Source organism: Pseudoalteromonas sp. NFXS53, assembly GCF_056629255.1.
Window position 1 is genome coordinate 53,413 of the sequence record NZ_JBWVBR010000009.1, and the last position, 21,241, is coordinate 74,653.

Below are 21,241 nucleotides of genomic sequence, written 5' to 3' on the forward strand. Positions count from 1 at the left end.
CTGCTTGTGGTGATGTGAAGGATAGTTACAGTCGTTTCATAAGTTGATTTACTTTTGCGATAACAGGCCAAGCTGATGACTCATAATTACCCAACACAACTAAGATATAGCCTTTTTCTTGATACATATTTAAACGAGCGGTCATACCAAGGTGCTGGCCGTTATGACCAATAATGGTATTTTCTTCGTCACCTCTTATTGAAAAGCCATACCCCCAGTTATTTGCATTAAGCTCAGGTTTTGCACTTAGTGCTTGTTGAGCGAGAGGTTTGCTTATTAATTTGCCATTTTGCAGTGCAATCGCAAATTTATGGAGATCTGACACTGTAGAGTAACCCCCACCAGCAGGACCACCTTTTACAGATTGAAACATTAAATTCTCGGTTATTTGGCCGGTTTCTACTGAAAACCAATAGTTCCTTGCCGTGTTCTTGACGGGCACGTCTAAATCAAAACTGCCGCTATTACGCATATCTGCTTTGGCATAAACGTGCTTGTTAATGTAGTCGAAATAGCTTTCACCGCTCACATTTTCGATGATTTTCCCAAGCAGCATCATACCATTATTGCTATATCGCCATCTTGAACCTGGTTCAAAGGTTGTATCGATTGAAGCAAGTAGGGGAGTTATATCTTTTAATGAACGGACTTTATTTTGAATTGCATTAAAGCCTTCTCCATTACCGATCCCCGATGTATGACTCAGCAAATGTTTAATTTTAATTTTTGAGAAATCTCCCTTTCCTAAAAGGGTTGGGTCAATATACTTTGTCATAGGGTCGTCTAGTGAGATTTTACCTTGTTCAACTAGCTGCAAAATAGCAGTACTGGTAAACATCTTATTCATCGAACCAATTTGGAATTTCGTATTTAAATTATTAGGAACATCGTAACGTCTTGAAGCTAGGCCGTGTGCAGTAGAGAAGAGCACTTTGTCACCTTTAGCGAGTAAAATAGCGCCAGAAAACGCGCCATTATTCGCCAATCTGGTACTGTAGCTTTTTACTTCTTCGACAAATCTATCATCTGATAATTTAGAAAGATGAGAGGTATCTTTTGGATTTTCCCCAATATACCAACCTGTTATAGCGCGCTCTTGCTCATTATTGAAATAGATTACCATGCGGTATTGCATATCAATGTTTTTAGAATAAAGCGTACTAATATGTTGTAAGCCATTGTCTGTTTTTTCCAATTTAGAATCCAAGACTTCCAAATTGCCAAGGTAAAGTGCTTTATTCATTGAGTAGCCAACATACCTATCTTTACCTGTTCCTTCCCAACGTGAAAGCGCATCTTTTGAGAAATGAGAAACAACAAAGTTTTCTATGTTAGACAGGTTTTGACTATTAAGTGTGGTTAAAAAAGTATCTGCAACTTTATTGTGATTAAGGGTATTTTCAGCAGTAACTGAGCCGCTGCTAACAACTGCTAATAGAGAAAGTGCAATAAAAGTTCGCTTCATGTTGTATTCCTTTTGTATTTAATTGATTAATATGGCTGTCTGCCTTTGTGACTGTTTTACTTTTTTATTTGCAAGCAGGCGATGATGAAGCCATTAAGAACAGATTAATAAAGGCTTAAGGAAAATATAACTAATAATTACAAAGAGATAAGATTGGATTCATCATATACAAATTTACCAGAAAAAATTTCTATCAATGAATTTAGAGTTGATTTTGGAACCGGACAGATTTCGACAGATACAAAAATAGAGGTGATAGAGCCAAAAGTAATGGATTTGCTAAGGGTACTTTGTGGTGCACCTAAACAGGTTCATAGCGCTGAAGTTCTATTTGAAAAAGTTTGGCCCAAATCTATTTACAGTCCCAACTCAGTTAGAAGAAATATAGCTTTGCTGAGACAAGCATTATCTGATGAAGATAAAACGCTAATTAAAACCCACCCCAAAAGAGGATACAGTTTAGAAGCCTCGATTAATTTGCTTGATATTGCTAATGAAAAAACAGAACAGCAAGGTATACTTTTAGATACTAAAAAGCCTTTACTGCAAAAGAAAAATTCTATTTCCCTAATTTTGTTACTGATAAGTACATGTATTATCGTGGCTTCTTTTTTGGTTTTATTCAAACCGCAAAAGTCAAATATCCAGCTTTTAAACCTGAGTCCGATCACATCTAGTAATGATAAAGAACGTTATATGCAGGTTAGTCCAGATGGTCGATATATGGCTTATATTCAAAGCGGACCTAATCAACGCAGATTATTATTGAAAGACCTTGTCACACAAAAGGAGTGGCCTTTAAGTCAAAAGGCAAAAACTTATACGTATCTTGCATGGGACATGCATTTGAATAGCCTTGTATACTCGTCAAAAGCGCAAAATGGCATTTCTTTTAATCGTATTTTGCTGGATGCACAACGAAAGCCAGTTTCGGAGAAAATATTATTTGAGCGACAAGATATCACTTGGAATAGTGTGTTTTTTATTGATGATAATCAAAACCTTTATTACCTAGCTAATCAAAATAGTTCTGAGCACAGCCGTAATGTGAGCTTATATAAACATAATTTAAGCACAGGACTTTCAGAGATTCTCTTAGAGCCTAATGATGACTATAAGCCATATAAAATTTCCCTTTCTCCAACACAGTCTCGTCTTGCCATATTAGGATTTAACAAGGATGGCATTTCTGAAGTGAAGAGCGTAGCGCTGAAATCTAAGCGTATAACGACCATCGCTGAGGTTGATCACAACTGGCACTTCTTAACCTGGTTTGAGAGCGAAAACGACCTGCTTTTAAGTAATGGAAGTCAGCTCAAACAATTAAATTTGTCTGGGGACATAACAACACTCGACTATAAGAGTTATAACTTCCTTGTTTACCCTCAAATCGTTCAAAGTAAGTTATATTTTATTGAGGCCAAATCAGATCAAGACATTCTGAAAACAGATCTTCATACGCTGGCTGAGCCGGTAAAAGTTGTTGATTCTAATACGGTTGATATGAAGCCGAGTTTGTCACCCGATAGTTCTAGTATTGCTTATATATCTCTCAAAAATGGATTGCCGCAAATATTTATAAGAGATACTTCAACGGGTCAAGAACGCTTAGTATTTCAAAATAAAGAAAATGAGTATGCTTTGACTCAGGCATTCTGGGATAAGCAGGGACAAAGACTAGTAAGCAGTATCAACAATAAACCATTTATTATTCATCTTGAAGAAACCCATCATTCTTTGCAGTGGCTAGATAAAATAATAGGTGTGCCAAAAGCATGGTACCAACACTCGGAAGCAATCTTATTTGTAGATAAAGCTACTCATAATGACAAACTCAAAAGATTTGATTTAAATACTGAAGTATCTCAAAACTTATATGTTGAGTTGGCAAAAAAGCAGGTTTTCTTAGACGCTAAAGACAATTTAATAAGCTTGTCAGAGGGTCAAATCATTGAGCACACTAATGACCAAGAACTTCTGAAAGGTGTTGAGGGTATCAAACGTGTTTACCCGCATTACCAAGGCTTTTCTTATCTGGTTAAAAAAGACTCAAAAACACGCCTTGGTTTTTATGAGTATGACCCCTTTACTAATAACAACAATGAAATACGAAGAGAGTTACTAAAGTTCTGTGATTTATGGTGTGAAAGAATTACTACGATATCTAACAAAGTAATTTTGCTAGAACTAAGCAACAATTCAGCCGATATTCTTGGACTTGATATTAAAAGCCTTTAGTGATGAAGGCTTAAAGCTATTAAAGGTTATATAGTAAAGTTCGATATGATGAGAAATTATTTAAACCGTATTAAATTTGATGTAGCCGTTGCTTTGATGCTATCAGTTTTCGTTTATCTCCTGTTTGAAATTGAGTACGCTGACATTGAAGTAAATAGAATTGATTTATCAAATGCAACTTTACAGTGTAGTGAAGCGGATAAACTTAACAGAGTAAACGGCTATATAAAGTTTCACGGCTTACAATTAAGGCTAAGAGATTCATTTGCCCGTTGTTCAGATTTTGAAAATGAGTTTCAGAATAAAATAATAGAGGTGGAATACCTTAAAGGTGATGGCCTTATCACAAAATTAAAGATGAACGGTGAGGTGTATTACACTCGCTCTGTATTACTGACTTCATTAATAAGTTTCTTTATCTCAGCAATTTTATGGGTTTATTGTCGCAGTTTTGTTCTAGGGTTAGTTAAGCTTGTGGCCAAGAGAATATAGTAGATATTTTAATTTTTTTAAGCTAAAAAGGCGCTAAACAAAGCGCCTTTTAACTTTATCGATTATTAATGCTGAGGTTTAGGTGGAAAGTTCTTTAAAATCTCAGCTATCGTTTTGTTAATCGCTTCAGTACGTTGCTCAGGTGTTTGCTTTTTACGTAAACGACCTTCTTTTGCACCACGCCAAACCAGTTGATTTGATTTAGCATCTACAATATCAACTACGAGTGTGCCAACATCGTATTCTCGGGTTGTAGTTTGAGTTTGATAGCCCCAGCCCCAGTAATTCCAACGCGCAGAATAGGTGGTTTGCATAGTGTCTGATTCTAACTTTTGATCAACAGACGCATGATAGTTTACTAATACATCCGCGTTTTTAGCGTCAACAAATTTGATCCCTTGCGCAGCTAAATTGTCAACAATGGCTTTGCGAATGCGTTTTTCCATTAAGTCATTAATTTGATAGTCACTGCCGTGATTTTTAATATCAGCATGTTCTGACCATGCAAACGTTTTGTAGTTAGCAAACTCAACCGAGGTATCATAATCCCAATCTGGTGTGCTACCACAAGCCGCAACAAGCATGAGCAATGCTGTAATAAATAAATGCTTTAACATAGCGTTCTCCTAATTTCTGGGATCCATCCCAGTTGATAATGTCATTTGCTTTCTGAGACCTAACTGGCCTCAGAATGTTCCACTTCAATCCAATCTTTTTCATCAACCCAGTTCTGACTGCCATCTTTTACACTACGAATAGGCACTAGGTAGTCACAACTGATTTGCGGTTTAACCGAAGCAAAAATTGGTACAAAGCCGAAACTCAATGCGGTTTCAATAATGGCTTTTTGGTTTTGCGGGTCGATATCAGCCGCTTCATCTATATAGATAGGAATACGATACAATGTTTGTTCCTGATCTGATAATAGATAACGAATAAACAACATACCACATAACAGCTTGATTGTAATACGTGTTCCGTTAGAGCCGGCAGAATCGATTTTATCGAAATGCTCAGTCTCACCAGCGCGGTTAACCACTTCAAAACGAATATCGAATAGATCGGTAAGCGTTAAACCGGCTTTTTCGCTGGCAAGCTTAATTAAATGATCTTTTGCTGCGTTGACGGCTTTTTCGTCCGTAGGTGAGTCACTTAACAGGTCAAGATTGTCACCTTTCTCATAGCTGTCAGACGTGCTAATAATGGTATCGATAGAATCAACCAGCATCTTGCGAGGGATAACATTGATCTTAAACGCTTGTAAGTTTGAGATCCTATGTTGACTGATCCCTTTATTAAAACTGTTCATTTCGCGACGTAAACGATCTAAATCTTCACGAAGGCCTTTAATGGTTGCAGCAACTTCAGTGAGCGCAACACGTGCTTGTTTTTCAACCGCGTCACGTTCATTGTCAATATTATGATATGCGCTGATAAGTTTCTGATACTTAGTAAATTCTTCAGATTCATTATCAAACTTCGTGATTCCCGCATTGTAAATATGCAAATAGGTATTACGCACGTTCACAGCAAGGTTACGCAGCTCATGGCAATCTTTATTGAACTGGTGGATAACATCGGCCAAGTTATCGAAATCAAGATTTATCTCAACAGGGTAAGGCGCTTGTTGCTCGCTCACTATGTCTAATGTGTGATCAATACGCTCAGATTTAACCTGTTTTAATCGATCCCCTTGACGTTTAATTAAGTCTTGCTTCGATAAAATAATTGAACGTCTATCTGAAATTGAGCTGGCGTTGCGTTGTATATCTTGTAGGTAGCTGTCTACTTGCTCGCGCTCTGCGTCTAATTGTTCTTTGAGTAGAGATTGCGCTTCAACAGATTGCAACATGGTTTGGTATTGTTCGAAGCGTTTAAGCGTTGCTTCTAGCGCCATTAGCTCGTCATATAAGGCATCACGCTCTTGCTGCTTTTGTACTACGTTTGCTGCAACTTCACGCTGTTGTTTGAGCTCGACTAACGATTGCTGTAATGATTCTAACTGCGCTTTTAACTGTGCTTTGTTCTCGCCACTTTGCATTTGCACAGGGCTCAGTTTTTTAAGCTTAATGGTCGCACCAGGCAGTTTTAATTCACCGCCTTTAACGCTGTTTGATAAGTTTGCTAAGAACTCACCGAAAGCATCTTCATCATGAATGTCAACTTCACCTTGGCTTGTCGTTGCAAAGCTCAGAATATCCGGATTTAAAATACGAGAAATTTCTTCTACTTCTTTTAGAGACAGATCTTCACGCATACGAGTAAACAGGTTGAACTCAAGGTTTTTAAGTTGCAGCTTTAGGCTCTTGATCTGCTTATTGTTCTCGTTAATACGATAATCAAGGGTATGTAAGCTTTGCCCTTGGGCGCTATTTATAGAAAACGACAACTGCTCATATTCTTTTTTCAATAATTGCAGATTGGTTTTTAAAGTCGCGTGATTGGTTAATTCAAACTCAGTTTTAAGGGCCGAATAGTCAATAAACCACTGCTCAATTTGCGCTTGGCGGCGGGCAATGTCGCCAGATTGTTGTAAGTAAAGCTGTTGCTTTTGTTCGAAGTCGTGTTTTTCTTGCTCTATGTCTTCTAGTTGAACTTCAAGCTCACTCATTTGTGATTCTTGATAATCGGCAAATTCCACCAGTGCCATATCAATTTTAGGTGCGTAGGCGGCAAGTTTACCTTTTATACCGCTCTCGCTATCAAGCATTTGTTCAAGTGCCGCAATGGGCTCTTGCATCGACTCAAGAGCAGCAAGTTCACGACGAGAGTGGTTTACTTTATCAAAAGCGCGACGCCATACTTCATAAAAGTCGACTTTTGAGTTTGACATGTGGCGTTCAAATACACGCAGCATAAAGCGTTTTACGTCTTGTGCGCCTAACTTATGTAAGTTCAAAATTCGTCTGAAAATCTCTTTGTAAATAGACGCATCTTGTACGTTATTTAATGGGATCATTTTCAGGTTAATATCACCATCAAATTGTGTTGCGCCACCAATGAGAAGGGCATTTAGCTCTTGTGCTTTTAATTCGACCGCTTTTTTGCCTTTGCTCTCAAGGTGATTAAACAGCTTGGTATATTTAATGATGCTTTTATCTTGCGTGAAATCATTTAAATCTAGCTTACCTGGATAGCAGAAAAATTGGTGGGCGTAACCTGCGATTTTACCTAAACCAGCAACGCCGATGACGACATCGCCGTGGGGTAGGTTGGCTTCAAGTAAGATATAACTTTGATCGCTTGAGAAGTAGAACTTACGTGTTTCTTCTAAATCGTGACCATCCCATTCAGTTAAACGCAGGTCGTTGATCAGCGGAAATTGTAGCGCATTAATCACCGAGCTTTTACCTGTATTGTTCGGCGCACAAATAGAGGCACTCTTATTCAGCGGGATCACACATTTTGCATATCCTGCTGTATTCAACAGTGCAAGCTTACTTAATCCATATAACTTACTCATACTTCTTCCTCGAGTTCGTCAAAGTTATTATCATTTACTTCCATTAGTGCGTCTATATATCTATAAACTGGCGCGAGTAATACAAAGCCTTGCTCAACTTCTTTAGCCAGCCCTAAGCGTACCATACGTAAATAAACGTCTTTACGAAGCTCCGAGCCAGAAAAAATTTCGAGCTGGTCAAATAGGTGTTTATTCATTTGTACCAATGTTTGCATAAGCTCTAAATCGGCGATGTTATCAAATAGGGCACGAAGGGGATCTTTACCTTGGTTCGCGTAATGCTCAATAAGAATATAGATAGTTAATGCAATGGCACGCGAAATCTTACCCATGTTTGGCGTGCTCTCATCACTACCTAAATAATAAAAGCCTCGGGCATCATGAATAAGATCATGCCCAAGCGCAGAAAATAAGGCTTGGTAAGCATCAATGTTTTGGTCAAGTTGCTGCCATAAAGTGGTGTCTTGTTCACTGATGTGATACCCGCTAACCAATTTTTTATTGATGGCTTGTAATTCTGATAAATCAGTTAAATTAATGTTTGTCATTCTTTTGTTCTTGCTTGTTGGCGGCATTAAATGGATACAGTTTGAATGTCTGTCCCGAAATAGAAACTTTTGTGCGTTGTTCGTCCTGTTGTAATTCGAGATCTGTATCGTTGATTAATTTTTGGTATAAAAACAGCATTTCATCGGCTTCGAGATCTGGATATTGTTCAGATAAGAAACCTAAAATCGCCGTTCGCTTTTTGCCTGTTTTTGCGAAAGTCGTTCTTACGTTGTTGTAATCTGGAATATTTGGGCTCTGATAGGCTGGCACATCGTTTTGATCGGGAAGCTCGTATTCGTCATGCTCAAACTCTACTAAACTTGCCATATAGGCGACCATGTGGCGTTGTTGGCCTAATGAAAAACGTTGAATATCAGAAACAAACTCAGGCTGTACGGCACTTAATGTACGATCAACGCCGTTTTTACGTATAAGACCTAGTACTTTAGATGCTTGTCGTGTAATCAGGTTATTACGTCTTAGTTCTTCTCTCAACGGCATTAGCATATCAGCACTCTTACGCAGACTTTCTCGACCAACTAGATGCATATCAAGAATACGAGTACGAAGTTGTTCTAGCATGCGCTTGTCAATACTGCCACGGCCAAAGAGTTCGATATGTTCTATCTGAGCACTAATTTGCATTTCTATGCGGTTAAAGCAGCGGTGAAAGTCACCTCGAATATCGACCATTTCCAGCATGGGCTCAATATATTCGTCAAATGCCTCTATAACGGCTTTATAACGCTTTTGAAGTGAAACATGGCTAGTATCAGACTTTGCTTGCTCTACAATGTTAAAGATAGCGTTTTCATTGTGATTAAACAGCTTAACGATTTTACGAACACGTTCGTCCATGATGCGGCTAAAGCGACGTAACTCTGTAAAGTCACCATCTTCACCGGATTGTGCTAAGCGGTTACCGAGTCGTTCAAGATCTGTGACTAAAACCGTTATTTCTGCAGCAAGGCCTAAGTCCTCTTCTTGTAATAAGAAACTGATGAACTCAGCAATCGCTCTGTTGATTTCTAATTGTGACGATTTAGCCAGTGGTATGATTATTTCCTGATTTAATAATTTATTAGTTTCCTTGAATATTTTGTCACTTTTCCAATGAGGATTTTTGTTTTTTATGATGTTTTGAACGTCTTTGATGCTGAAATCAGTCATTTTGAAACGTTTAAACAAAAGCTCAATGACAGACCAGTGTTCAGTGAGCGTATTTAAAACTTTCTTCGCTGGGATCATATTTTTCCACTTTGTGTCTTTTTTGTGAAAAAAGACCGTATTTTATACTTATATTGATAGCTTACATGTACCTATAATGCTAGAATCTGCGCCGACTTACGTTACCCACCATTTTTGTTAATTTTTAAACACAGGTTGTTTACGCATTATGGTTACTACTATAATCCTAACACTGATAGCGATAGCTTTTGTGCTCATCGTTATAGAGGATATAATCCATGTAAACAAGGCCAAAACTACACTTTTTTTTGGTACTTTATGTTGGATTATCGCCTTTATCTCTCCGATACATGGTCAAAGCCCAGAAAATGTACAACATGAGCTAAACCACAACATATTAGAGATAGCAACCTTGTGGCTATTTTTAATGGCCACCATGACTTTCGTCGCTTATCTAAACTCTAAAGGCTTTATACAAAATATCGTGCACCGTGTCATGCCATCACAAATCAGCGAACGTAAACTCATGTTCCTGGTGGGCATTGCCGCTTTTGTATTTTCGTCAATTTCAGACAATATTACAGCAACGCTTATTTCATTAGCTGTTGTTATGTCGCTGAAATTAGACCCAAAGAAGCTTATTAAATATGCAACTTTAATCATATTTAGTGTCAACTCAGGGGGAGTATCATTGATCACAGGCGATGTGACAACACTTATGATTTTTCTTGCCGATAAAGTAACCATTCCTGACTTGTTATTGCTTGTTGCCCCAGCGATTGTGAGTGTAATCGTGTTGGCTACATTACTGTCATTTGGCATGAATGAAACGATTGTGTTTGAGAAAGAACAAACACGTCGGATTGAGAAAACAGATGTAACAATAGCGTGTATTTTTGCATTAACGGTTTTTTCTACTTTATTCTTGAGTGTTGAATATCAAGTGCCACCTTTATTAACCATGTTATTTGGTTTGTCACTGATGTTCTTAGTTGCTCAGTTCTTAATGCGTAAAAAAGACGTAAACCGCAAAATTATCGACTACATTCGCGAGATAGAATACGACACGTTACTTTTCTTCGTCGGTATCTTACTTGTGGTAGGCGCACTTAAAGAAGTTGGTTTCTTGGTTAAATTCACTCAGTTGTATGACTATCTAAAACCCGAGTATGCGAATTACATTGTTGGTATTATGTCTGCAGCAGTAGATAACGTGCCTTTAACTGCGGCGCTTTTAAAAGCCGATATCACTATGTCTACACAGCAGTGGCTAATGTTTACCTATGCAACGGGTGTTGGTGGTTCAATGCTAATAATCGGCTCTGCTGCGGGTATAATCGCGATGAACAAGGTTAAAGCACTGACATTTGTTAGCTACTTACGTATGTTCTTTTATCTACTCATAGCTTATTCAGTAGGTTATGTAGGTGCTTATTACGCAGGCATGATGATTTAGAAGCGTTAAGTAAAAATTACTTAAAACAGTACTTGACACCTAGACGTCTAAAAGTTACTTTTTAAAAACCCGCACAAACTTGCGTTTGCGCGGGTTTTATTTTGCCTAAGTTCAGCTTAGATTACGCAAAATAAACAGAAGAGGCGCGAAACTTAGGTAGCTGGTTTGAGGTGACGTATACCGATGACAGTCAGTGAGGGAAGTGTTCGCCGAGAAGAATACCAGTACGTCGCTGTTATTTTTCGGTTTACGAGGCTGAATCCTCGGAACTGTCACCGATTTATGGTGGAGAGCTTCTGGCAATGAGCATATCAAATCTATCCGTATATTCTTGCCGAGTTCTCCTTATTGATGTTGAACACACAGTGTTCATAAAGGAGATAAAATGACTTCCCAGTTCACAGTTGCTAAGTTTGGTGGTACAAGTGTCGCCAATTTTGAAGCAATGCATCGCTGTGCACAAATTATTCATGATGATAATCAAGTACGTATTGTAGTAGTGAGTGCCAGTGCAGGTGTTACTAATCACCTAGTGACATTAACTCAGCAAAAGGCTGATTTAGCAGAGCGTAAAACCCTTGTTAAAGCTGTACTTGATATCCAGGATGCCATTTTAGAAAAACTGACACTAGATGCAGACTTAGCAACCGGCTTTTCTCAAACAATTAGCGAGTTTGAACAACTTGCTGAACTACCAGCGTTAAGCGCACAGCAGTGTGACGAAATGCTTAGCTTCGGTGAGCGACTATCCTCTTTTCTATTTACTCAAGTATTACGTAATTTAGGTGTTACTGCTGACAGGTTTGATGTACGCCAAGTACTTAAAACAGATAACCAGTTTGGTAAAGCAACGCCTGACGTGAGTGCAACTGCAAGCGCAGCAGAGCAGCATTTATTGCCACAACTTGCAGACAAAGTGTTAGTAACACAAGGTTTTATTGGCAGTGATACGTATGGGCAAACAACCACGCTAGGCAGAGGTGGTTCAGATTACAGCGCCGCATTATTGGCGGAAGCGATAGGTGCACAAAGTGTACAGATCTGGACAGATGTTGTTGGCATATTCAGTACAGATCCACGTCTATGCAAAAAAGCGTCACCGATTGCACGATTGAGCTTTGATGAAGCGGCTGAAATGGCCACATTCGGTGCAAAGGTATTACACCCAGCAACCATCTTACCTGCAAGCCGCAGCGGTATCGCGGTCTTTGTTGGTTCTAGCCGCGAACCTCAAGCCGGTGGAACTTGGATTGAGAAAGAAACTGAATCTAAAGCTGGGATCAGAGCCGTTACACAACGTAAGAATCAGATTCTTTTAACGTTAAAGAGCCCAGAAATGTTGTTGGCGAGTGGCTTTTTAGCACGCATTTTTACCATTTTAAGTAAATATAATATCTCGGTGGATTTAGTAACCACTTCTGAGATAAGTGTTGCTATCACACTTGATAATGCATTGAGTTCATCTAGACCTGAACTTGATCAAGCGTGTTTAGAAGAGCTGAGTGAATTTTGTCATGTAACTGTTGAGACAAATCTAACCTTGGTTGCCCTGATAGGTTCTGAGATCCAGCTTCGTCAACACGAAGTGAATCTTATGAATGTACTTAAAGACTTTAACATTCGTCTAATTTGCCATGGCGCAAGTAAACACAATTTGTGTTTCTTAGTTGAACAAAGCGAATCAGATAACGTTGTTCAGTCGATACATGCGCAATTGCTAGAAGCGTGTTAAGAAGGCGTTTCATTGTTAAATTTAATCAAGCGAGCTGAGCTTTAATACTCAGCTCGCTTTTTAAATTCTGATATTTGATAGAAAGTGTCAGTACCATAACTAGAAACTCTATGTTATTAAACTCAGTTGCTTCGCAAAGGGTTTTAACTTGCGTATACTCATCCGTCTATAACAAAAACATAAAGATATCAAAATGGCTCAATTGCGTGATGGCTTTCAAAGTCGCCTAGGCTTTGTTTTGGCAGCTGCTGGTGCTGCTGTAGGGCTTGGAAATATTTGGGGTTTTCCCACCCAAGCTGCAAACCATGGTGGTGGTGCATTTTTATTAGTGTACTTTGTCGTTATATTTCTCTTGGCATTACCAGCTTTGTACACTGAGTTGTATATAGGTCACCAAGCACAATCTAATCCAGTTAAAGCACTTAAACAAGCATGGCAGGATAGCAATCCTAAAGTGGGCGCTACAGCAGGTTATGTTGGCCTATGTGGTGCCATTGTGATGTTAAGTTTTTATTCGATCGTTGCAGGTTGGATGCTGGCCTTTTCACTTGAACCACTTGCAAGGCTATTAGAACTAAATGAACTCGCAGCATTCTTGAAAGGTGACTCGACATTGCGGAATTTCATTTTCACCCCGCTTATGTTGTTGCTTACTGCCAGTATCATTTTGCAAGGTGTTAAGTCTGGTATAGAGGCATGGTCTAGAAGATTAATGCCTTTATTATTGTTATTACTTATAGGTTTAATTGGCTATATGGCAACGCTTGACGGTGCTATAGAAGGCTTTAAGGCTTATTTAGTACCAGATTTTTCAAAAGTAACCGATCCTGATTTGGTTATTGCTGCTATGGGTCAAGCTTTCTTCTCACTTTCATTAGGGGTTGGCTGCATGATGATCTATGGCTCGTATTTAAAACCAAATGAAAATTTACCTAAATTAACTGTGAGTGTTGCCTTGCTTGATACAGGTGTTGCTTTTCTTGCAGGCTTATTAATCATTCCTGCAATATTTGTTGCACAGCAAAGTGGCGTTGAGGTTTTCCAAGATGGTAAGTTGATCGGGGAAGGGCGCTTGATTTTTGCTGTTTTGCCAGAGCTATTTATGAATATGGGGCAAATAGGCCTATTTGTAGGTCTAACCTTTTTTGTACTTATGTCTATTGCTTCGTTAACTTCTACAATATCTTCTACTGAGATACCTGTTTCTTTTTTAGTAGAAAACCACGGTTTTAAACGAAAAAGTGCCACAATTTGGGTAACTCTAGTGATTATGTTGGTTTCAACGACGATTATACTTAATTTTGAATGGCTATTTGGTTTGATTATCAGTGTGTTCACACAGTATCAATTACCTTTAATGGGACTGTTTTACTTTTTGACAGTCGGCTGGATGTGGCAAAGAGGCAATAAGCTTTTAGAAGCAAGTAGCGGTTTCCATTATTACTTTGCGCAATATGTTCGTTTTGTATGCCCGGTATTAATGACTGCGGTATTTGTAAATGTAGCTTTGAAATAGGTAATACGATTAAGCAAAGCCAAGCAAGTTTGTATTAATCACAAAGCACTTAAACATAAAAATTTATAATTCAGCCCTGACATTTGTTGGGGCTTTTTTATGTTTATTAATTCATTAAAGTAACCAATTAAGAATGTTAAGCCCAAACTTGAATAACCTAAGCTGTAGATAACAAATTAAATGACAGCGGTTAATCTTAATTAAAACGGCTTGCACTTACACAAAATAGATGTGTAAATTCGCCCTGTTTTTCTAAAGATTATAGTCTGATGGTGTAGATTTTTTTCAAGCAATGTTTCATGGGTTATTTCAAACAGACTGAGGTTGAAACTTATCCAAGTTTAGATGGTTTTAAACTGCTGTGAGCAGAGCCAAATGTAATAGGCTTCTTAATAGAACTGAAATTAAAGCTGCGAACTGTAGTTTATTAATCTTCGAGGGTAATCAGAGCTTTGTTGCGTAATCTCTAAATTTTTTACTGCTCGATAGGTAGGGTATTAAAAGAAATTATAAGAGAGCATTAATGTTTATCAATAACGTAAAATGAAGCGTACTAAATGATTAAGTCAGTTTAAGGTAAATTTGGTGTAAAAAAATAGCCAGTAAAAACTGGCTATTTTCTAATAAATATTTAGTTGCAGTAGTTGTCCACAAACGTTAAGTCATTAATATGTTCAGGTGCATCCATCACATAGGTTGCAACTGCTGTTTGAGGATTTACACTGTAAATTTTTGCGTTTTCTCCTGACACTCGACCTGATACGTATAGCGTACCGTTGTCAGAAATTGCCAAGCCAGACGCCCAATTAACTCCGTGATGGCCTACTAATGTCAGTGCCATAGTGCTGTCATCAATTGTGTAAAGAGACTTACCAGTTAACACATAAAGCGTGTTGTTATCTGCCGAATAGGCAACATCACCGTGTGAGAATGTGTCACCAGAAAAACGCATTTTACCTAAAACCGTTTTCTCGCCAGTTTGTAAGTCGTAGTCGTACATGTATGTTTTGCTGGTAGCACGCAGAGATTGACCGTCAGCGGTGACTGCAGAACGATAGATAGGCCATGAAGTGGCATCTGCTTCAGCGGTTTGAGTACCTGTTTCTAAATCTAAAGACCAAAGCTTAGATGCTTTAGTTTTTGAATCTAATTGTTCCATGAAATATAGCTTGCCGTTGTGACTAGCAATGTTAGATGCGGTGTTTTGTGCGCCAGCAACAACACTGTACGTTTTAGATTCAAGATCGAATTTGTATACGTAACCTGTTTCTAGGTCGCCATAATTATTAATACCGAAAATACCTGTGTGGCATGCTTGCTTTTTAGTCACACTTACATTGTCGATGAATGCGCCAAGGCTATCGTTCTTGCCTGTACCAACAAAACGCAACTCAGATGAATCAGTGTCAGCAGTTACAGTAACGTTAAATGACTGCCAACCGCGAGTTGTAGAATTAAGGCTTAGTACAGTTTGGCCATTCCATTTAACTTCTGCTTTGTTTGTTGAGCTATTACCTTGAATACGAGGAGAGTAATAAAAAGAAACTTCGTAGCTTTGACCAGCTTCTGTAGCAATATTTTGGAAAATACTGTAGTTCGCAGTCGAGTCCAACTCAATGTACTGATTGCCGTTTTGTGCATTTATGATGCCCAGTCTAGAAGTTTGAATTTCGAAACGTGCGCCTTCACGTTCCCATCCGTTAACTGAATTCAACAATGTCCATTTAGAGTTGATCACATTTTCTTCAAACGAGCCGTTTGTAACTAAATTATCAGCCATTGCAAATTGCGTTGCAAAAAGCGTTGACATTGCTAATAAAGATAACTTCATTTAGTAGTTCTCCAAGTTTAAAAACTGCTTACAACAAACTTTGAAAGCGAAATTAATCCTATTGTCGTATTTTGTATTGGTTTCGTCAACAATTAATAAACAATTAAATCAATAATTAGTTTTTTGCAGTAATTTAATATTCCAAAAATATAGACCTGCAAAGAAAATGCCAGTTAGGAGGTTTTTGATTTTAATTTATAAAAAGAGGTTTTTGAAAGTCGTTTTGGCACAAAGAGTCTACTTTATGCCAAAACGATTAAATTTACATTGATTCCAACGCGCGTTCTAATGCATCACTTCTAGAATTACAAAATGCATTTTCACCTAACTTTTCGTTTATTTGAAAACGATGGAGTTGATCGGATGTTTCTGAGTTTGGAGAGTAGATGAAAACTTTGCAGTCTGCATCTAACGCATCAGTAATCGCATTTTCAAGCGCTAGGCTCACAGTGACATCAAGCATTGGCACATCACTTAAGTCTAAAACCATGGCTTTATATTTACTTATATCGCGATGTTGACGTGCAATGGCTTTAGAGACACTGAATATCATAGGGCCTGATAGGTAAAAGTAGAGCAGTTGACCGTTCGCTTGTTCAAATAATGCCTGTTCTGATTTATTCATCGGAACATCGTCATCAGAGTCACTGATGGCTTTAACTTGTTCTGATTGCACACGGCTAAGTCGTTCTATCACCATAATATTTGAAATAAAGACACCTAAGCCTACAGCGGCAATGAGGTCTACAAATACAGTGAGTAACATTACACCATACATAATTGCCATTTGAGAGATACTCAATTTATGTGCTCTTTGAATAAAGCTCCAATCAAGAATATTTATACCAACATATACGGCAATACCCGCTAAAACAGCCAAGGGAATTGGTTCGGTTAAGCTTCCAGCTACAAATACAACGGCCATTAAAATCAATGCTCGGAAAATACCAGCCAGTGGAGAACGCGCACCGACTTGAATATTTACCACTGTGCCCATGGTCGCACCTGCACCAGGTAATGCACCGAATAAGCCAGAGATAATATTTGCAACACCTTGACCTCTTAACTCTTTATCAGAATCGTGCTCAGTTCGAGTTAAGCTGTCGCCTATAACAGCAGTTAATAAGGTATCAATACAACCTAAAGTACCCAGCACTAAGGCGTCGATTACCATTGATTGAAATTGATCAGCAGTAAAAGTAGGGATAACTATAGAAGGTAGGCCACTTGGTATCTCACCGATCCTACGAATGCTGTCAGTATCAAAAATGATCACTGAAACTAAGGTCACAGCAACGAGTGCGACTAATTGAGCAGGCACATATTGGCGATATTTTTTAGGGAAATAAAACAATATTGCTAATGTTGCCGCGCCTAATAACAACTCTGAAAACTTAATATTTAATAGAAGTTCTGGGAGTTGAGCTAGAGTGCCTGTAACGCCTCCTGCGGGAGCTTGGTGGCCTAATAAAGGTGCAAGCTGTAATATGATGAGGATAACACCAATACCTGACATAAACCCAGAGATAACAGAGTAGGGCATCAGTGTTACGTATTTACCGAGCTTTAAGGTACCTAGTAACACTTGAAAGGCACCGGCCATCATCACAACTGTGAAGCCCATAGCCAGGCCAGATTCAGGATATTTAGCCATCATTGCGGTCAAAACTGCGGTCATAATAACCGTCATTGGACCAGTTGGCTCAGAAATCAGAGAAGTAGAACCGCCAAACAAGGCAGCGAAAAGACCGACTAAAATTGCACCCCACATACCTGCTTCAGCACCGGCTCCTGAAGCAACACCAAACGCGAGGGCAAGCGGGAGAGATATTATGGCAGTGGTAACACCACCAAACAAATCGCCCTTTAAATTCATATGCTTATATCGAGATAGAGATAACATAGAACTTCCATACCGCGAGATTTCACGCATTTTACACCAAATTTTCTTTTTAACTATCGGATTTACAAACTTTTTTACAAGTTAGTATTTATATATGTGATGTGACTTTGTGGTAGTATGCAGGCATGTCTAATATGAAAGTTGAATTTATCATATATGTTTCAACCAGTTAGCCTTTTCGTTGGGCTTCGGTATGCCAAAGCGAGCAAAGGGAATGCGTTTATTTCATTTATTTCTTTTTTTTCTATCGCAGGTATCGCATTAGGACTTATGTCCTTGATCACAGTGAGCTCTGTGATGAATGGCTTTGAGCAAACACTAAAAAACGCCATGCTTGACATGATCCCTCATGTGCAGCTTAAACCTGAAGAGGAAGTAAAATCATCTAATAATTTTAAGGCGCAATTAGCCGAGTTAAGTACGGTTAAGCGAGTGCAATCTTATCTGACCTCAGACGTTATTCTACAAACTAATGAAGAACTTTTAGGCGTTAGATTACAGGGCGTTTTTGAGGGCGGGACCTCGCTGTTAGAGAGTCATATTGAATCAGGCAGTATCAAGCAATTTCAATCGGGTAAGTATCAATTAGCCATTAGCCGTTACTTGGCAAATAGTTTGAAAGTTCAGGTGGGTAGTCAAATTCGAGTGATTATGCCTGAGGTCACAACTTATTCGCCTATGGGGAGGGTGCCTGCACAAAGGCTATTTACTGTGGCCCTTATTTATAATTCAAGAAGTGAAGCTGATACACAACTTGCTTTTGCGAATGGCCAAAGCTTGGCAAGATTAATGCGGAAGAAGTCGCAATCTCAATTAGATATCAGTGTCTCACTACATGATGCTTTTTCTCTTGAAGACTTTTATAAAGAGCTTGCTAGTCTAGATACCTCTAATTACACAAGTATTGATTGGCAATTACAGCAGGGGGCTTTGTTTGAAGCTGTTGCAATGGAAAAAAGAGTGATGTCTTTGTTGCTAGGACTCATTGTCTTAGTCGCGATTTTCAATATTATTTCGGGTCTTTCAATGATGGTCAAAGAAAAACAAGGTGAAGTAGCCATATTGCAAACCTTAGGTTTTACACCCGCGATGATATCGAAAGTGTTTATGGTTCAAGGACTTTACAATGGGGTTATCGGTACTTTATTGGGGTTATTTGTTGGATTATTACTGGCAAATTATATCAATGAAGTGATGTCAATGGTCGGCTTGTCTTTATTAGGAGGGATGACCTTACCCGTTAAGTTTGAAGTCACAGGTCTAATAATCATGGCCACATTGAGTGTTTTATTAAGTTTTATAGCTACCCTTTATCCAGCAAAACAAGCTGCGAAAGTAATGCCTGCTGAGGTTTTAAGATATGAGTAATTTAGTAATTGATTGTCAAAACTTAGGCAAAGTTTACCAAGATGGAAAGAACAAAGTCGAAGTGTTGAAAGGTGTAAACTTACAGTTAGAGCAAGGGCAAATGCTTGCAATAGTTGGCAGCTCTGGATCGGGGAAAAGTACCTTATTACATATTCTTGGTACCTTAGATCATGCAACAACTGGCTATGCCAAAATTAAAAGTACAAATGTTGCGGAGCTATCTAGAAATCAGCAAGCCGAATTTAGAAATAAACATATGGGGTTTATCTACCAATTTCACCATTTATTGATGGAATTTACTGCGCTTGAAAATGTTGCCATGCCACTACTCATACAAGGTGTTAAAGCAAATAGTGCACATACTGAAGCACTCAATATGCTAGAGAAGGTGGGATTGGGACATAGGGCTGAACATAAACCCTCAGAGTTATCAGGCGGTGAGCGTCAACGTGTGGCAATCGCGCGCGCACTGGTTACAAAGCCTGCATTGGTTTTGGCTGATGAGCCCACAGGTAACCTAGATAAGCAAAATGCTATTAAAATTTATGATTTATTAAATGAACTCAATCAACAACTTCAGACCAGTTTTGTCATTGTGACTCATGACTTAGAGCTTGCAGAAAAACTTGGTCGAAGTGTGCAATTAAATGATGGTGTGTTGACTGAGGTTAGTCATGCTTAGCCTGTTTTTATCAAAGCGCTTTAGTCAATCTCGGCAGAAGGGTTTCGCTTCAATCTTAAATAAAGCGTCTACTATCGGCGTTTTACTTGGGGTTAGTGTGCTAATCGTGGCCTTGTCGGTTATTAATGGTTTTGAAGAGCAACTTGAAAAGCGGCTTTTATCTGTTGTTTCTCATGTAACCTATGATGCGCCATATGAACCAATCAATGATTGGCAATCAAAAGTTAATATACTAGAGCAACAACAAGGTGTTGTTGCAGCTGTACCAGAAATAAACGTGACTGGAATGGTTCAATTTAAAGGTAAGTTAAAAGCTGCTCAAATAAAAGGTGTTGATGTTGGCTCACATGAGGATGTATCAAGCGTCGGTGAGTTTATAAAAGATGTCAACATAAAGAACCTGGCGCAAAATGAAGTGATTTTAGGAGCTCAAATTGCTGAAAGCTTGAACCTTTCTATTGGTGATAATTTTACTTTATTAATTGCCAATAAAAATGCGAAATCTATGTTATCAGCGCCTAAACGCTTAAAAGTGACCTTAGTTGGCATGGTTAAAATGGGGGGGCCGATAGATCAGTCAATGGCGCTGATTAGCTTAGAGTCTTTACAAGCATCACTCAGTCTAAAATCAGATCAAGTCACAAGCTTGAGAGTCAAAGTGACGGACGTATTTGAAGCTCATAATATTGCTATGTCTGCAGGCAGAAGCTTACCCGATTTAGTGTATGTAAATAGTTGGTTCAGAACACAAGGCAGTCTGTATCAAGATATTCAAATGGTTCGTACTATTGTATTTCTAGTGGTTATTTTGATTATTGCTGTAGCAAGTTTTAATATCGTTTCGTCTATGGTGATGGAAGTTAAAGATAAGCAATCAGATATCGCAATACTCAAAACAATGGGCGCCAAAGACAGTACGATATTTTCTACTTTTGCCTTTAAAGGTGTTGGTAATGCGTTACTAGGTTCATTAGTTGGCAGTGCGTTAGGTGTTTTAATATCGCTTTATCTGCCTGAATTATTTGCCTGGTTTTATGGTGAGGGTACACAAAACCCACTTTCAGGTGTCTATTTTGTTGAGTTTCTTCCATCAAAACTGATTTGGACCGACATCGCTATCACTTTAGGCATCACGTTAATACTCGCACTTTTAGCCAGTATTTATCCTGCTTGGCAAGCAACAAAAACTGATCCAGCGAAGGTGTTAGGCAACGGTTAAGAATCAAAGTTTGGTTGCTAGAAGCAATATACTTATATGATAGACAAGCTCCGTAATGAATGTTTTTTGTGCAAATAAATCAATAAATAAATTTTTGGGCCTACATATGTTGACAAGATGTTGTTAGGAAGTAGAGTGA

Annotated in this window: 15 protein-coding genes and 1 riboswitch; of the genes, 8 read left to right on the forward strand and 7 right to left on the reverse strand. The window is 38.5% G+C overall.

Features of this window, described 5'->3' with window-relative positions:
- Positions 1–25: 25 nt before the first annotated feature.
- A complete protein-coding gene (locus AC1HJP_RS11260; protein WP_480361905.1) occupies positions 26–1,465 on the reverse strand; it encodes a serine hydrolase domain-containing protein in 1,440 nt (479 codons plus the stop codon).
- Positions 1,466–1,618: 153 nt separating this feature from the next.
- Here AC1HJP_RS11260 and AC1HJP_RS11265 point away from each other — a divergent pair, with 153 nt between their 5' ends.
- Positions 1,619–3,703, forward strand: a complete 2,085-nt coding sequence (locus tag AC1HJP_RS11265; protein ID WP_480361906.1) for a winged helix-turn-helix domain-containing protein — start codon at positions 1,619–1,621, stop codon at positions 3,701–3,703.
- A 45-nt stretch (positions 3,704–3,748) separates the two neighbouring features.
- Complete coding sequence (locus AC1HJP_RS11270) at positions 3,749–4,195, forward strand: hypothetical protein (RefSeq protein WP_480361907.1); 447 nt, start codon at positions 3,749–3,751, stop codon at positions 4,193–4,195.
- A 65-nt stretch (positions 4,196–4,260) separates the two neighbouring features.
- On the opposite strand, the gene AC1HJP_RS11275 is transcribed toward AC1HJP_RS11270, so the two are convergent.
- From AC1HJP_RS11275 to AC1HJP_RS11290, 4 genes are read right to left on the reverse strand one after another with little or no spacing between them, the layout of a single operon-like run.
- Positions 4,261–4,812: a DUF4136 domain-containing protein gene (locus AC1HJP_RS11275; protein WP_480361908.1), complete on the reverse strand. Its 552-nt coding sequence runs from the start codon at positions 4,810–4,812 to the stop codon at positions 4,261–4,263.
- A 59-nt stretch (positions 4,813–4,871) separates the two neighbouring features.
- Positions 4,872–7,658, reverse strand: a complete 2,787-nt coding sequence (locus AC1HJP_RS11280) for an ATPase (protein WP_480361909.1) — start codon at positions 7,656–7,658, stop codon at positions 4,872–4,874.
- Positions 7,655–8,206, reverse strand: a complete 552-nt coding sequence (locus tag AC1HJP_RS11285; RefSeq protein WP_480361910.1) for a condensin complex protein MksE — start codon at positions 8,204–8,206, stop codon at positions 7,655–7,657. Before AC1HJP_RS11285 ends, AC1HJP_RS11280 begins: the two co-directional genes overlap by 4 nt.
- Complete coding sequence (locus AC1HJP_RS11290; protein WP_480361911.1) at positions 8,193–9,455, reverse strand: hypothetical protein; 1,263 nt, start codon at positions 9,453–9,455, stop codon at positions 8,193–8,195. The genes AC1HJP_RS11285 and AC1HJP_RS11290 overlap by 14 nt, the downstream gene beginning before the upstream one ends.
- A gap of 148 nt (positions 9,456–9,603) precedes the next feature.
- On the opposite strand from AC1HJP_RS11290, the gene nhaD reads away from it, so the two are divergent.
- From nhaD to AC1HJP_RS11305, 3 genes are all read left to right on the forward strand, one after another.
- Complete coding sequence (nhaD, locus tag AC1HJP_RS11295) at positions 9,604–10,851, forward strand: sodium:proton antiporter NhaD (protein WP_138482439.1); 1,248 nt, start codon at positions 9,604–9,606, stop codon at positions 10,849–10,851.
- A gap of 130 nt (positions 10,852–10,981) precedes the next feature.
- Positions 10,982–11,155: riboswitch (Lysine riboswitch) on the forward strand.
- 81 nt (positions 11,156–11,236) lie between these two features.
- On the forward strand, positions 11,237–12,583 hold the full coding sequence (gene lysC / locus AC1HJP_RS11300; protein WP_480361912.1) for a lysine-sensitive aspartokinase 3: 1,347 nt from the start codon (positions 11,237–11,239) through the stop codon (positions 12,581–12,583).
- A gap of 193 nt (positions 12,584–12,776) precedes the next feature.
- On the forward strand, positions 12,777–14,099 hold the full coding sequence (locus AC1HJP_RS11305; protein WP_480361913.1) for a sodium-dependent transporter: 1,323 nt from the start codon (positions 12,777–12,779) through the stop codon (positions 14,097–14,099).
- A 631-nt stretch (positions 14,100–14,730) separates the two neighbouring features.
- On the opposite strand, the gene AC1HJP_RS11310 is transcribed toward AC1HJP_RS11305, so the two are convergent.
- Positions 14,731–15,930: a DUF642 domain-containing protein gene (locus AC1HJP_RS11310; protein WP_480361914.1), complete on the reverse strand. Its 1,200-nt coding sequence runs from the start codon at positions 15,928–15,930 to the stop codon at positions 14,731–14,733.
- A gap of 262 nt (positions 15,931–16,192) precedes the next feature.
- Positions 16,193–17,833, reverse strand: coding sequence for a SulP family inorganic anion transporter (locus AC1HJP_RS11315; protein ID WP_480361915.1), 1,641 nt, complete (start codon positions 17,831–17,833; stop codon positions 16,193–16,195).
- A 156-nt stretch (positions 17,834–17,989) separates the two neighbouring features.
- Here AC1HJP_RS11315 and AC1HJP_RS11320 point away from each other — a divergent pair, with 156 nt between their 5' ends.
- From AC1HJP_RS11320 to AC1HJP_RS11330, 3 genes are read left to right on the forward strand one after another with little or no spacing between them, the layout of a single operon-like run.
- Positions 17,990–19,201, forward strand: coding sequence for a lipoprotein-releasing ABC transporter permease subunit (locus AC1HJP_RS11320; protein WP_480361916.1), 1,212 nt, complete (start codon positions 17,990–17,992; stop codon positions 19,199–19,201).
- Entirely contained in the window at positions 19,194–19,883 is a 690-nt protein-coding gene (gene lolD, locus AC1HJP_RS11325; protein WP_480361917.1) for a lipoprotein-releasing ABC transporter ATP-binding protein LolD, read from the forward strand. Before AC1HJP_RS11320 ends, lolD begins: the two co-directional genes overlap by 8 nt.
- Entirely contained in the window at positions 19,876–21,102 is a 1,227-nt protein-coding gene (locus tag AC1HJP_RS11330) for a lipoprotein-releasing ABC transporter permease subunit (RefSeq protein ID WP_480361918.1), read from the forward strand. Before lolD ends, AC1HJP_RS11330 begins: the two co-directional genes overlap by 8 nt.
- Positions 21,103–21,241 lie beyond the last annotated feature (139 nt).

What these genes read in the sequence shown, in the direction of transcription:
- AC1HJP_RS11260 (WP_480361905.1), bottom strand. Translation starts at nt 1,465, where the DNA reads ATGAAGCGAACTTTTATTGCACTTTCTCTATTAGCAGTTGTTAGCAGC.
- AC1HJP_RS11270 (WP_480361907.1), top strand. Translation starts at nt 3,749, where the DNA reads ATGATGAGAAATTATTTAAACCGTATTAAATTTGATGTAGCCGTTGCT.
- AC1HJP_RS11275 (WP_480361908.1), bottom strand. Translation starts at nt 4,812, where the DNA reads ATGTTAAAGCATTTATTTATTACAGCATTGCTCATGCTTGTTGCGGCT.
- AC1HJP_RS11280 (WP_480361909.1), bottom strand. Translation starts at nt 7,658, where the DNA reads ATGAGTAAGTTATATGGATTAAGTAAGCTTGCACTGTTGAATACAGCA.
- AC1HJP_RS11285 (WP_480361910.1), bottom strand. Translation starts at nt 8,206, where the DNA reads ATGACAAACATTAATTTAACTGATTTATCAGAATTACAAGCCATCAAT.
- AC1HJP_RS11290 (WP_480361911.1), bottom strand. Translation starts at nt 9,455, where the DNA reads ATGATCCCAGCGAAGAAAGTTTTAAATACGCTCACTGAACACTGGTCT.
- nhaD (WP_138482439.1), top strand. Translation starts at nt 9,604, where the DNA reads ATGGTTACTACTATAATCCTAACACTGATAGCGATAGCTTTTGTGCTC.
- lysC (WP_480361912.1), top strand. Translation starts at nt 11,237, where the DNA reads ATGACTTCCCAGTTCACAGTTGCTAAGTTTGGTGGTACAAGTGTCGCC.
- AC1HJP_RS11305 (WP_480361913.1), top strand. Translation starts at nt 12,777, where the DNA reads ATGGCTCAATTGCGTGATGGCTTTCAAAGTCGCCTAGGCTTTGTTTTG.
- AC1HJP_RS11310 (WP_480361914.1), bottom strand. Translation starts at nt 15,930, where the DNA reads ATGAAGTTATCTTTATTAGCAATGTCAACGCTTTTTGCAACGCAATTT.
- AC1HJP_RS11315 (WP_480361915.1), bottom strand. Translation starts at nt 17,833, where the DNA reads ATGTTATCTCTATCTCGATATAAGCATATGAATTTAAAGGGCGATTTG.
- AC1HJP_RS11320 (WP_480361916.1), top strand. Translation starts at nt 17,990, where the DNA reads ATGTTTCAACCAGTTAGCCTTTTCGTTGGGCTTCGGTATGCCAAAGCG.
- lolD (WP_480361917.1), top strand. Translation starts at nt 19,194, where the DNA reads ATGAGTAATTTAGTAATTGATTGTCAAAACTTAGGCAAAGTTTACCAA.
- AC1HJP_RS11330 (WP_480361918.1), top strand. Translation starts at nt 19,876, where the DNA reads ATGCTTAGCCTGTTTTTATCAAAGCGCTTTAGTCAATCTCGGCAGAAG.